The 14,874-nt window shown below is 75.0% G+C and carries 1 protein-coding gene; it reads left to right on the top strand.

What is annotated here, in order from left to right; all coding sequences use genetic code 11:
• Positions 1-139: 139 nt before the first annotated feature.
• A partial coding sequence (locus ACIQVZ_RS40990) for an amino acid adenylation domain-containing protein (protein WP_402457859.1) occupies positions 140-14,874 on the top strand: 14,735 nt, incomplete at its 3' end.

The following is a 14,874-nucleotide window of genomic DNA, read 5'->3' as shown; positions in this document are numbered from 1 at the left end:
CCAGGCCGGCGAACTCGCCGCCTGACCGCAGAAAGCCGCGCCACCCGCCACCCGCCCGCCGACCGCGTGACGCCACCGCGGTCGGCGCGCCCCGGTGTGCCCCGCCACCACGCCTGCCCACACTTTCGGAGGTACCCCCATGTCCCGTCGCGACGGCGACGCGCTTCCCCTGACAGCCGCCCAGCGCGAGATCTGGCTCGCCGAGCAGAGCTCCCGGACGCCGATCCCGGGCTACCGCGTCGGCGAGTGCCTGGAGATCCACGGGCCGGTGGACCGGGAGCTGTTCGAGACCGCGCTGCGCCGGGTCGTCGACGAGGTCGACGCCCTGCACGTGACCTTCGTCGACGACGGCGAGGGCCCGCGCCAGGTCCTCCGGGAGAGTTGGGACTGGGCGCCCGCGCACCTCGACCTCAGCGGGGAGCCCGACCCCCGCGCGGCCGCCGAGGAGTGGATGGAACGGGACCTGCTGCGCCCGCTGGACCTCGCCCGCGACCCGCTGTTCGGCCATGCGCTGATCAAGGCGTCGCCGACGGAATTCCTCTGGTACCTGAACTACCACCACGTGGTGCTCGACGCGATCAGCAGCGCCATGCTCCGGCAGCGGGTCGGCGAGGTGTACTCGGCGCTCGCCGAGGGCGACGCCGTACCGCCGTGCCCGTTCGGCTCGCTGCGGGACCTGGTCGACAGCGACGCCGCCTACCGCGCGTCCACCGACTTCGCCGCCGACCGCGCCTACTGGACCGAGCGCTTCGCCGACCTGCCCGCCCCGACCCGACTCACCGACACCCCCGCGACCGACCCGCACCGAGCCCTCCGCCTGGCCGAGGAGCGGGAACTGCACCGCCCGGACGCCCTGCGGGCGGCGGCGGGACGTTCCGGCGTCCGGTGGTCCCGGCTGCTGATCGCGGCGACGGCGCTCTACGCTCACCGGCTGACCGGCGACCAGGACGTGGTGCTCGCCATGCCCGTCACCGCCCGTCGGGGCGCCGACCGCGACCTGACGGCGGTGCCGGGCACCATGTCCAACGTGGTGCCGCTGCGCCTGACGGTGCGCCCGGACATGCCGTGGCGCGAACTCGTCGCCCAGGCGGCGCGGGAGGTCGGGACGGCCGTCGCCCACGAGCGCTACCGCAGCGAGGACCTGCTGCGCGACCTCGGCGCGCCCGGCGGCATCGGAACGGCGTTCCCGCTGATCGTCAACATCATGGCCTTCAACTCCAGGCCGAGCTTCGCCGGGCACCCCGCCGACGTGCACCACTTCGTGTCCGGGTCGACCACCGACCTCGCCGTCTGGGTCTTCGACTACCGGGACGGGAACCCGCCGCTGCTCCGGCTGCACGGCTCGCCGGAGGCGTACGGCGACGACGACCTCGCCGCCCACCAGCAGCGACTGCTCGCGCTGCTGGACACCCTCGCGGACTGCGACCAGGACGAGCCGGTGGGCCGGATCGAACTGCTCACCGCCGAGGAGCGACGCGAGCTGGCGGTGCTCGGCGCCGGGCCGGTGGCGCCGGCCCCGGCCGCGAGCCTGCCGGAGCTGTTCCGCGAGCACGTCCGGGCGACCCCGGAGCTGGTCGCGCTGGTGTGCGGCGACGTTTCTCTGACCTATGCGGAGCTGGACGCGCGGGCCAACCGGCTGGCGCACACCCTGATCGCCCGGGGCGCGGGCCCGGAGCGGCTGGTGGCGGTCGCCCTGCCGCGCTCGGCCGAGCTGGTGGTGGCGGTCCTCGCGGTGCTCAAGACCGGCGCGGCGTACGTTCCGGTGGACCCCGAGTACCCGACCGCCCGGATCGCCTACCTGCTGGACGACGCCCGCCCGGACCTGGTGGTCACGGACTCCCGCGGCGAGGGGCGGCTGCCCGGGGCCGGGCCCGTCGAACGGCTGGTGCTCGACCACCCGCGGACGGCTGCCCTGGTGGCGGGTCGTCCGGCGGCGGACCCGGCAGTGGACATCGATCCGGGCCACCCGGCGTACGTCGTCTACACCTCCGGTTCCACCGGACGGCCCAAGGGCGTGGCGCCGACCCACGGCGGCCTGCTCAACCTGCTCACCGACCTGCGGCAGGTGCACTTCGCGCCGGTGCTGGAGGAGCGGCGGCGGCTGCGGGTGGCGTTGACCACGTCGGTGTCGTTCGACGCCTCCTGGAACCAGCTGCTCGCCCTGTTCGGGGGCCACGAGCTGCACGTCCTGGACCACGCGACCTGGACCGACCCGGACGCCTTCGTCGGCTACGCCGCGCGCTGCGGGCTCGACTACGTCGAGGCCACCCCGTCCTACCTCCGGGTCCTGGTCGCGCACGGGCTGCTGAGCGACCCGCGGTGGCGGCCGGCGCTGGTCGCGGCGGGCGGCGAGGCCGTCCCGGAGCAGCTCTGGGCGGACCTGCGGAAGGCCGAGGGGGTGCGCGGCCTCAACCTCTACGGGCCGTCCGAATGCACGGTCAACTCGGTTGTCGCACAGGCTGGTTCGAGCCCGCACCCGGTGATCGGCCGACCCGTCGCGGGCGCCCGGCTGTACGTGCTCGACGGCGCTCTGCGGCCGCTGCCGGCCGGTGCGGCGGGTGAGCTGTACATCGCGGGCGCGGGCCTGGCCCGCGGCTACCTCAACCGGCCGGGGCTGACCGCCGGGCGGTTCGTGGCGGACCCGTTCGGGCCGGTCGGCTCCCGGATGTACCGCACCGGCGACCGGGTGCGCTGGGAGGAGTCCGGCAGCCTGGAGTTCCTCGGGCGCACGGACGACCAGGTGAAGATCCGCGGCTTCCGGGTGGAACCGGGCGAGGTCGAGGCCGTCCTCGCCGAGCACCCGCTGGTCGCCCGGGCCGCCGTGCTGGTGCGCACCGGGGAAGAACCCCGGCTGGTCGCCTACGCGGTGCCCGAGCCCGGCACCACCGTGACCGACACCGCCCTGCGTGACCACCTGCGGGACCGACTGCCCCGGCACATGGTGCCGACCGCGTACGTGCTGCTCGACGCGCTGCCGCTGACCCCGAACGGCAAGCTCGACCGGCGGGCCCTGCCGGCACCCGAGCGGCAGCCCGCCGCGCCGGGCCGTGCTCCGCGCACCGCGACCGAGCACCTGCTCGTGGGGCTGTTCGCCGAGGTGCTCGGGGTGTCCGAGCCCGGGCTGGACGACAGCTTCTTCGACCTCGGCGGACACTCCCTGCTGGCCACCCGGCTGGTCGCCCGGGCCCGCTCGGTCCTCGGTGTGGAGCTGAGGCTCGGCGACCTGTTCGACGCGCCGACGGTGGCGGAACTCGCCGCCGCCGTGGACGTCGCGGGTCGGGCGCGTCCGGCGCTGGAGCGGCGCGAGCGGCCGGAGACCGTTCCGCTGTCCTTCGCGCAGCGCCGGCTGTGGTTCCTGCACCGCATGGAGGGCCCGAGCGCCACCTACAACATCCCGCTGGCCCTGCGGCTGTCCGGAAGCCTGGACCAGCGGGTCCTGGAGGCCGCCCTGGCGGACCTCGTCGAGCGGCACGAGAGCCTGCGCACCGTCTTCCCCACGGTCGACGGCGCGCCGTGCCAGCGGGTGCTGGACCCCGAGGAGGCCCGGCCGCGGTTGCGGGTGACCGAACTCGACGAACGCGAGCTGCCGGAGCGGCTGGCGCAGGCGGCCCGGTACGGGTTCGACCTCGCCGAGGAGCCGCCGCTGCACGCCGAACTCTTCCGGACGGCGGCCGAGGAGCACGTGCTGCTGCTGGTGGTGCACCACATCGCCGGTGACGGCTGGTCGACGGGACCGCTCTCGCGGGACCTGACGGCCGCCTACGCGGCCCGTTCCGAGGGTGCGAAGCCGGAGTGGTCGCCGCTGCCCGTGCAGTACGCCGACTACACCCTGTGGCAGCGGGCGCTGCTCGGCGACGGCGCCGACCCGCAAAGCCTGCTGAACGGCCAACTCGCCTACTGGCAGGAACAGTTGGACGACCTCCCGGAGCAGGTCGAGCTGCCGTTCGACCGGCCCCGGCCGACCGCGATGTCCTACCGGGGCGCCCACCTGCCGGTGCGGATCGACGCCGAGCTCCACCAGGGCCTGCGCGCGCTCGCCCGGGACGGCGGGGCCAGCCTCTTCATGGTGCTCCAGGCCGGACTGGCCGCCCTGCTGGGCAAACTCGGCGCCGGCACCGACGTGCCGATCGGCACACCGATCGCCGGGCGCACCGACGAGGCCGTGGACGAGCTGGTCGGCTGCTTCGTCAACACCCTGGTGCTGCGCACCGACCTCTCCGGCGACCCGACCTTCACCGAACTCCTCGGCCGGGTACGCGCGGACGCGCTGGCCGCGTACGCCCACCAGGACGTGCCGTTCGAGCACCTGGTGGAGGCGCTGAACCCGACCCGGACGTTGGCGCACCACCCGCTGTTCCAGACCATGCTGGCCCTGCAGAACGCGCCGCTCGGCGGCTTCGAGCTGCCGGGGCTGCGGGTGACGACCGACCTGGTCCCCACGGGGACGGCCAAGTGCGACCTGACCTTCGTCCTGGCCGAACGGCCCGGCGAGGACGGCCTGTCGGGCGTGCTGGAGTACAGCACCGACCTGTTCGACGCGGCCACCGCGGCCGGGATCGTCGATCGGTGGCTGCGCCTGCTCCGGGCCGTGGTCGCCGACCCGGGCCGTCGGATCGGCCGGGTGGACGTGCTGTCCGCCGAGGAGCTCCGGGCGCTGCTCCCGGCTCCTGCCGACCAGGGCGAGCAGCTGCCGGAGAGCGGCCTGACCGCGCTGTTCGAGCGGCAGGCGCGGGCGAACCCGGCCGCAGCGGCCCTGACGGACGGCGAAGTCACCCTGACCTACGGTGAGTTGAACGCCCGGGCGAACCGACTCGCGCACGCCCTGATCGCGCGGGGGGTGGGCCCGGAGCAGCTGGTGGCGCTGGCCCTGCCGCGCTCGGCGGAGCAGGTCGTGGCGGTGCTCGCCGTACTGAAGGCGGGCGGCGCGTACCTCCCGGTGGACCCGCAGTACCCGGCGGCCCGGATCGCCTACCTGCTCCAGGACGGCCGACCCGCGCTGCTGGTGACGACCGGCGCGGCCGGCGAGCTGCCGGGAGCGGACGGCGTGGAGCGGTTGCTGCTGGACACCGCCGACCTGGCCGGACAGCCGGACACCGACCCGCCGGTCGCGGTCGATCCCGGGCAGGCGGCCTACGTCATCCACACCTCCGGCTCCACCGGCCACCCCAAGGGCGTCGTGGTCCCGCACCGCAACGTGGTGCGGCTGTTCGACACCACCCGGGAGCTGTTCGGCTTCTCCGCCGAGGACGTGTGGACGCTCTTCCACTCCTACGCCTTCGATTTCTCGGTCTGGGAACTGTGGGGCCCGCTGCTGCACGGCGGCCGGCTGGTGGTCGTCGACCACGAGACCAGCCGCTCGCCCGGCCGGTTCCTGGAACTCCTCGCCCGCGAGCGGGTGACGGTGCTCAACCAGACGCCGTCCGCGTTCTACCAGCTGATGCAGGCGGACCGCGAGGAGGGGCCCGAACTCGCCCTGCGCACCGTGGTGTTCGGTGGCGAGGCGTTGGAGCACGCCCGGCTGGCGAGCTGGTACCAGCGGCACCCGGACGACGCGCCGCGGCTGGTCAACATGTACGGCATCACCGAGACCACCGTGCACGTCACGCACACCGCGCTCGACGGCTCCGGCGACGCCGCCGGGCAGATCGGCACGGCCCTGCCGGACCTGCGCGCCTACGTGCTGGATCCCCACCTGCGGCCGGTGGCCCCGGGCGTGCCCGGCGAGCTGTACGTAGCGGGCCCCGGCCTGGCGCGCGGCTACCTGAACCGGCCCGGCCTGACCGCCGGGCGCTTCGTCGCCGACCCCTTCGGCCCGGCCGGCTCCCGGATGTACCGCAGCGGCGACGTGGTGCGCCGGGCTGCGGACCGCAGCCTGAGCTTCGTCGGCCGGGCCGACCAGCAGGTGAAGGTGCGCGGCTTCCGGATCGAGCTCGGCGAGATCGAGGCGGCGCTCGCCGCGCACCCCGGCATCGCCCAGACCGCCGTCCTCGCCCGGCAGGACCGCGCCGACGACACCCGGCTGGTCGCCTACCTGGTGCCGGCCGACGAGGCCGCCCCGCGCCCGGCCGAGCTGCGCGCCTACCTGGCCGAGCGGCTGCCGGAGCACCTGGTGCCCTCCGCGTTCGTGGTGCTGGACGTGCTGCCGCTGACCGCGAACGGCAAGCTGGACCACCGGGCCCTGCCCGCCCCCGACCTCGCCCCGGCGGCCACCGCCCGCGCGCCGCGCACCCCGCAGGAGCAGGTCCTCTGCGAGCTGTTCGCCGAGGTCCTGGGCGTGGCGTCGGCCGGCGTCGAGGACGGCTTCTTCGACCTCGGCGGTCACTCCCTGCTGGCCACCCGCCTGGCGGCCCGGATCCGCGCGACGCTCGGCGTCGAGATGCCGCTGCGCACCCTGTTCGGGGCGCCGACCCCGGCCGGCCTGGCCGCAGCCCTGGTGGCGGCCGGACCGGCGCAGGCCGCCCTGGCGCGGCGCGAGCGCCCCGAGGCGATCCCGCTGTCGTTCGCCCAGCGGCGGCTGTGGTTCCTGCACCAGCTGGAGGGCGCCAGCGCCAACTACCACATCTCCCTCGCGTGGCGGCTGTCCGGAGGCCTGGACCGGCGGGCCCTGGAGGCCGCCGTGGCGGACGTGGTGGCCCGGCACGAGAGCCTGCGCACCGTGTTCCCGGCGGTGGACGGCGTGCCGCACCAGCAGGTGCTGGACGTCGTGGCGGCCCGCCCCCGCCTGCAGCTGAGCCGCACCACCGAGGCCGGGCTGCCGACCGTCATGGCGGAAGCGAAGGCCCGCCGCTTCGACCTGGCGGTCGACGTGCCGCTGCGGGCCGAGCTGTTCGAGCTGGCACCGGACGAGCACGTGTTCCAGCTGGTGCTCCACCACATCGCGGGCGACGGCTGGTCGCTGGGCCCGCTCGCGCAGGGCCTGACCGCCGCCTACACGGCGCGCTGCCGGGGCGAGGAGCCCCGGTGGGAGGAACTGCCGGTCCAGTACGCCGACTACACCCTGTGGCAGCACGAACTGCTGGGCGAATCCACCGACCAGGACAGCCTGTTCGCCCGCCAGGCGGCCTACTGGACCCGGCAGTTGGCGGATCTGCCGGAGCGGATCCAGCTGCCCACCGACCGGCCCCGCCCGGCCGTCGCCTCGCACCGGGGCGGTTCCGTGCACGCCGGACTGGACGCCGAGCTGCACCGCGGCCTGCGCGAGCTCGCCCGCGCGCACGGCACCAGCCTCTTCATGGTGCTCCAGGCGGGGCTGGCGGCGCTGCTGAGCAAGCTCGGCGCGGGCGACGACATCCCGGTCGCCAGCCCGGTCGCGGGCCGGACCGACCAGGCACAGGACGAGCTGGTCGGCTACTTCGTCAACACCCTGGTGTTCCGCACCGACACCTCGGGCGATCCGACCTTCGCCGAGCTGCTGGGCAGGGTCCGGGACACCGCGCTGGCCGGGTACGCCCACCAGGACCTTCCGTTCGAATACCTGGTCGAGGTCCTGAACCCGTCCCGGTCGCTGTCGCACCACCCGCTGTTCCAGGTCATGCTGGTGCTGCAGAACGCACCCCGCGCCGACTTCGCGCCGCCCGGACTGCGCGTCGAGGACGTGCCGTCGACCTCGACCACCGCCAAGCTCGACCTGATCTTCACCATGTCCGAGCGGCACGCGCAGGACGGTCCCACCGGGCCCGGCGGCCCGGGAGGCGCCCCCGCCCCGGAGGGGCTCGACGTCTTCGTCGAGTACGCCGACGACCTGTACGACCCGGCGGCCGTCGAGACGATGATCGGGCGGTGGGAGCGGCTGCTCCGCGCCGCGGTCGCCGACCCGGGGCGGCGGCTCAGCCGGTTCGGCCTGCTCACCGCCGAGGAGCGCGGCGACCTGACGGCGCTCGGGTCCGGCCCGGCGGCCCGGGCCTTCACCGCGAGCATGCCGGAGCTGTTCCGGGCCCAGGTGCGGGCGACTCCGGACGCCGTCGCGGTGGTGGGGCCGGAAGCGTCCCTGACGTACGCGGAGCTGGACGCGCGGGCGAACCGGCTGGCGCACGCGCTGATCGCGCGCGGGGCGGGCCCGGAGCGGCTGGTCGCGGTGGCGCTGCCGCGCTCGGCCGGGCTGGTGGTGGCGATCCTCGCGGTGCTCAAGACCGGCGCGGCGTACCTCCCGGTCGACCCGGAGTACCCGGCCGCGCGGATCGGGTACATGCTCGACGACGCCCGGCCGGTCCTGGTGGTGACCGACTCCCGCACCCGGGACCGGCTGCCGGACGGCCCGGCCGGCCGGCTGGTGGCCGACGACCCGGAGACGGCCGCCCTGGTGGCGGATCGCCCGGCGACGGACCCGGCGGTGGCCGTCGATCCGGGCCACCCGGCCTACGTCATCTACACCTCCGGTTCCACCGGCAGGCCCAAGGGCGTGGTGGCGACGCACGGCGGCCTGTTCAACCTGTTCGCCAACCAGCGTCCGCTGATGTTCCGGACGGGGGAGCGGGTGCGGATGGGGCTGACCACGTCGGTGTCCTTCGACGCCTCCTGCGACCAGCTGCTCGGCCTGTACGCCGGCCACGAGCTGCACGTCGTGGACGAGGCGACCTGGTCCGACCCGGACGCGTTCGTCGCGTACGCCGCGCGGGCCGGGCTGGACCTCGTCGGCGGCACCCCGTCCTATCTGGAAGTCCTCGTCGCACACGGCTTGTTGGACCACCCGCAGTGGCGTCCGTCGCTGATCGGGTTGGGCGGGGAGGCCGTGACGGAGCAGCTGTGGGAGCGGCTGCGGGCAGCGGACGGGGTGACCTGCCTGAACTACTACGGGCCGTCCGAGTGCACGGTGGACTCGGTCGTCGCGCCGCTGGGGTCGAGCCCGCGCCCGGTGATCGGCCGCCCGCTCGGCGGCGTCCGGCTGTACGTGCTCGACGGCAGGCTGCAGCCGGTGCCCCCGGGCGTGCCGGGCGAGCTGTACATCGCGGGCGCGGGCCTGGCGCGCGGCTATCTGAACCGGCCGGGGCTGACCGCCGGGCGGTTCGTCGCGGACCCGTTCGAGCCGAGCGGATCCGGGCCCCTCGCCCCCGGCCTGGAGGCTGGGAGGCGCCCCCGGCCCGATGGCGGGCGAGGAGGGCGGATGTACCGCACCGGGGACCTGGTGCGCTGGGACGCGTCCGGCAACCTGGACTTCCTCGGCCGGACCGACGACCAGGTCAAGGTCCGGGGCTTCCGGATCGAACTCGGCGAGATCGAGGCGGCACTGGCGGAACACCCGCAGGTCGCCCGGGCCGCCGTGATCGTCCGGCAGGCCCGGGCGCAGGACCGGCGCCTGGTCGCCTACCCGGTGCCCGTCGCCGGGGCGGAACTCCGGCCGGAGGCGCTGCGGGCGTACCTGCGCGAGCGGCTGCCGGACTACATGGTCCCGGCCGCGTTCGTGCCCCTGGAGAACCTGCCGCTGACGGTCAACGGCAAGCTGGACCGGCGGGCCCTGCCCGAGCCCGTGTACACCGCGGCACGGGCCGGCCAGGCCCCGCGCACTGCGCAGGAGCACATCCTCGCCGGGCTGTTCGCCGAGGTGCTCGGCGTGGCCGGGGTCGGGGTCGACGACGACTTCTTCGACCTCGGCGGGCACTCGCTGCTCGCGACCAGGCTGGTCGCCCGGGCACGCGCGGCCCTCGGGGTGGAGCTGGAACTGCGCACCCTGTTCGAGACGCCGACGGTGGCCGGGCTCGCCGCCGGGCTCGGCGGGGCCGGCCGGGCACGGCTCGCGCTGCGCCGCGCGGAGCGGCCCGGCACCGTGCCGCTGTCCTTCGCGCAGCAGCGGCTGTGGTTCCTGCACCAGCTGGAGGACGCCGGCCCGGTCTACAACATGCCGTTGGCGTGGCGGCTGACGGGCGAGCTCGACCGGGCCGCCCTGCACGCGGCTCTCGGTGACGTCGTCGCCCGGCACGAGAGCCTGCGCACGATCTACCCCCAGGTCGACGGGGTGCCCCACCAGGACGTGCTGGACGCCGGGACCGCCCCGCCGCGGCTGCCCGTCACCCGGGTCCGCGAGGCGGACCTGCCGGGGCTGCTGGCGACGACGGCGGCGCGCGGATTCGACCTCGCGGCCGAACCGCCGCTGCGCGCCGAGCTGTTCGAGACGGCGCCGGACGAGCACGTGCTGCTGCTGGTGATCCACCACATCGCCGGTGACGGCTGGTCGCTGGGCCCGCTGGCCGCCGACCTGGCCACCGCGTACGCGGCCCGCCGCCGGGGCGAGGAACCGCGGTGGGCGCCGCTGCCCGTGCAGTACGCCGACTACGCCCTGTGGCAGCACGAACTGCTCGGCGAATCCACCGACCAGGACAGCCTGTTCGGCCGTCAGACGGCCTACTGGAAGCGGACGCTGGCGGACCTGCCGGAGCAGATCCGGCTCCCCGCCGACCGCCACCGCCCCGCGACCCCCTCCCACTCCGGCGGCCACCTCGCGGTCGAACTGGACGCGGAACTGCACGCCGGGCTGGTCCGGTTGGGCCGGGAGCACGGCGCCAGTGTGTACATGGTGCTGCAGGCCGCCCTGGCATCGCTGCTGGACAAGCTCGGCGCGGGCACGGACATCCCGGTCGGCAGCCTGATCGCGGGCCGGACCGACCAGGCGCTGGACGATCTGGTCGGGTTCTTCGTCAACACCCTGGTGCTCCGTACGGACACCTCGGGCGATCCGACCTTCGCCGAGCTGCTGGGCCGGGTCCGGGAGGGCGCGCTCGGCGCGTACGCGCACCAGGACCTGCCCTTCGAGCAGGTCGTCGAGGCCGTCAACCCGGCCCGGTCGCTCGCCCGTCAGCCGCTGTTCCAGGTGCTGCTCGCGCTGCAGAACACGCCTCGCACGGACTTCACGCTGAGCGGCCTGGCCGCCGAGATCGTCCTGGTGCGGACGCCGACGACGATGTTCGACCTCGGCTTCCACCTGCTGGAGCGCGGCGGCGGGACCGCCGAGGGCATCGTCGGGCGGGTCGAGTACCGCGCCGACCTGTTCGACCACGCCACGGTGGAGGCCCTGGTCGGCCGGTGGCTGCGGCTGCTGGCGGCGGTGGTCGCTGAGCCGGACCGGCCGCTCAGCCGGATCGACGTGCTCACCGCCGAGGAGCGGCACGAGCTGCTGGTCGCGCGCAACGACACCGCGCGTACGGTTCCCGCCGCCACGCTGCCGGCGCTGTTCGAGGCGCAGGTCCGGGCGACCCCGGAGGCCCCGGCGGTGCTGTTCGAGTCCACCGAGCTGACCTACCGCGAGCTGAACCGCCGGGCCAACCGCCTGGCGCACGCGCTGATCGCCCGCGGGGTGGGGCCGGAGCAGGTCGTCGCCCTGCGGCTGCCGCGCTCCGCCGAACTGGTGGTGGCCGTCCTCGCGGTGCTCAAGACCGGCGCCGCGTACCTGCCGGTCGACCCGGACTACCCGGCCGCTCGCATCGCGTACATGCTGGAGGACGCCCGGCCGGTCGTGGTGCTCGACGACCTCGCGGCCGTCACACCGTGTGAGGAGCAGCCGGAGCACGATCCGGCCGTCGCCGTGGACGCCCGGCACCCGGCCTACGTCATCTACACGTCCGGCTCGACCGGCCGGCCCAAGGCCGTGGTGATGCCCGCCGCCGGACTGCTGAACCTGCTGGCGTGGCACCACCGGGCCGTCGGCGGCGAACCAGGCGCGCGTGTCGCCCAGTTCACCGCGATCAGCTTCGACGTCTCGGTGCAGGAGGTGCTCTCCGCGCTGCTGTACGGCAAGACGCTGGTGGTGCCGACCGAGGAGCAGCGGCGCAGCGCCGAGCTGTTCGCGCACTGGCTGGACCGGCACCAGGTCGCCGAGCTGTTCGCACCCAACCTGGTGGTCGAGGCGCTGGCCGAGGCCGCGGAGGAGGCCGGACTGGAGCTGCCGAGTCTGCGGCTGGTCGCGCAGGCCGGTGAGGCGATGCGGCTCGGCGGCGCGGTGCGTCGCTTCCAGGCCCGTCGCCCGGGCCTGACGCTGCACAACCACTACGGGCCCGCCGAGACCCATGTGATCACCGCGTACCCGCTGCCGGCCGACCCCGCCGACTGCCCGCTGCCGGTGCCGATCGGCCGTCCGATCGCCAACTGCCGGGTGTACGTGCTGGATGCGGCCCTGCGGCCGGTCGCCCCCGGGGTGCTCGGCGAGCTGTACCTCGCCGGGGCGGGGCTCGCCCGGGGCTACCTGAACCGGCCCGGGCTGACCGCCGGGCGCTTCGTCGCCGACCCGTACGGCCCGGCGGGCTCGCTGATGTACCGCACCGGCGATGTGGTGCGCTGGCGGGCATGCGGGTCCCCCCGGCCGGAGGCTGGGGAAGGCGAGCTGGAGTTCGCCGGTCGGGTGGACCACCAGGTGAAGGTGCGCGGCTTCCGGGTCGAGCCCGGCGAGATCGAGGCGGTGCTGGCCGCGCACCCGGGCGTGGCCCAGGTGGCGGTGCTCGCCCGCGAGGACCGGGACGAGGCCAGGGTCGTCGCGTACGTGGTGCCCACCGGGGGCGGGGTGACGGCGGCGGCGTTGGCGGCGTACCTGCGGGAGCGGCTGCCGGACTACCTGGTGCCGTCCGCCTTCGTGCTGCTCGACGCGCTGCCGCTGACCCCGAACGGCAAGCTGGACCGGGCGGCGCTGCCCGCGCCCGAGGCGGTGAGCCCGGCCGCCGGCGGCCGCGCGCCGCGCACCCCGCAGGAGCAGATCCTGTGCGAGCTGTTCGCGGAGGTGCTGGGCCGGGGCCAGGTCGGTGTCGACGAGGACTTCTTCGAGCTGGGCGGGCACTCGCTGCTGGCGACCCGGCTGGTCTCCCGGGTCCGGGCAACGCTCGGGGTCGAACTGGAGCTGCGAAGCCTGTTCCGGGCCCCGACACCCGCCGGACTGGCGGCCGGGCTGCACGGTGCCGGCGCCGCGCGGCAGGCCCTGGCGCCCCGGCCCCGCCGCGAGCCGATGCCGCTGTCGTTCGCCCAGCGCCGGCTCTGGTTCCTCCAGCAGTTCGGCGCGCCGAGCGCCACCTACCACATGCCGCTGGCACTGCGGCTGACCGGCGACCTCGACCGGGAGGCGCTGGGCGCCGCGCTCGCGGACGTGGTGGCCCGGCACGAGACCCTGCGCACGGTCTTCCCGCACCTCGCCGGAGTCCCGTACCAGCGGGTGCTGGACGCAGCCGAGGCGGCTGTCCCGCTGACCGTGCGCGCGGCCGGCCGGGCGGAGCTGGCCGCCCTGCTGCGCGAGGCGGCGGTGCGCGGCTTCGACCTCACCTCGGAAGTACCGCTGCGGGCGGAGCTGTTCGCGGTGGCACCGGACGAGCACGTGCTGCTGCTGGTCATGCACCACATCGTCGGGGACGGCTGGTCCATGGGCCCGCTGGCCCGTGACCTGGCGACCGCCTACACGGCCCGGCACGGTGGCGGGGCGCCGGCCTGGCCGCCGCTGCCGGTGACGTACGGCGACTACACCCTGTGGCAGCACGAGATCCTGGGCGACGAGCAGGACGCCGACAGCGTGTTCGCCCGCCAGGTCACCTACTGGACGGAGGCGCTGGCCGGGCTGCCCGAGCAGCTGCAGCTGCCTGCCGACCGGCCGCGCCCGGCCACCATGTCGTACGGCGGCGACCTGCTGGAACTCCGGATCGATGCCGAACTGCACGCCGCGCTGGTGGGGTTGGCGCGACGCTCGGGTGCGACCCTGTTCATGGTGCTGCAGGCCGCGCTCGCCGCGCTGTACACCCGGCTGGGCGCGGGGACGGACATCCCGATCGGCAGCCCGATCGCGGGCCGGACCGACGAGGCGCTGGACGACCTCGTCGGGTTCTTCATCAACACCCTGGTGCTGCGCACCGACACGAGCGGCGATCCGACTTTCGCCGAGCTGCTGCGGCGGGTGCGGGAGACGGCGCTGGAGGCGTACGCGCACCAGGACGTGCCGTTCGAACACCTGGTGGAGGCGCTGAACCCCGCCCGCTCGCTGTCCCACCACCCGCTGTTCCAGACCGGGCTGGTCGTGCAGAACGCGCCGGGTGGTGACTTCGAGCTGCCGGGTCTCCTGGTCTCCGGGGTGACCGTGCTCACCGGGACCGCGCGGCTCGACCTCACCTTCGGGTTCGCGGAGGAGTACGGACCGGACGGCGAGCCGGTCGGGCTCAGCGGTGCGGTCGAGTACGGCAGCGACCTGTTCGACCGCTCGACGGTCGAGGCGCTGGTCGCGCGGTGGGCCCGGCTGCTGGCGGCGGTCGCCGCCGATCCGGACCGGCCGATCGGCGGGATCGACCTGCTGTCCGCCGAGGAGCGGCGCGAGCTGCTGCCCGCCGTCGACGGTGCGGCGACCACGGCGAGCCTGCCGGAGCTGTTCGCGGTGCAGGTGGCGGCGACGCCGGACGCGGTCGCCCTCGTCCATGGCGACGTCTCGCTGACGTACCGTCAGGTGAGTGCGCGGGCGAACCGGTTCGCGCATGCGCTGATCGCCCGTGGGGTCGGTCCGGAGCAGGTCGTGGCGGTGGCGCTGCCGCGTTCGGTGGAGTCGGTGGTGGCCGTCCTGGGTGTGCTGAAGGCCGGTGCCGCGTATCTGCCGGTGGACCCGTCGTACCCGGCGTCGCGGATCGCGTACATGCTGGCGGACGCCTGCCCGGCGCTGCTGGTCGACGATCCGACGATGGTGACCGGAGGAGACTGGCCGGAGGCCGATCCGGGTGTCGTGGTGGACGCCCGGCACCCGGCGTACGTGATCTACACCTCGGGTTCGACGGGTCGTCCCAAGGGTGTGGTGGTGAGCCACAGCGGGGTGTCGGGTCTGGTGGCGGCGCAGGTCGAGCGGCTCGGCGTGGCGCCGGGCAGCCGGGTGTTGCAGTTCGCCTCGCCCAGTTTCGACGCGTCGTTCTGGGACCTGTGCAGCGCCCTGTTGACCGG

The organism is Kitasatospora sp. NPDC098663, from assembly GCF_044760075.1.
Classification (GTDB): domain Bacteria; phylum Actinomycetota; class Actinomycetes; order Streptomycetales; family Streptomycetaceae; genus Kitasatospora.
This window is presented reverse-complemented; position numbering and strand designations above follow the sequence as displayed.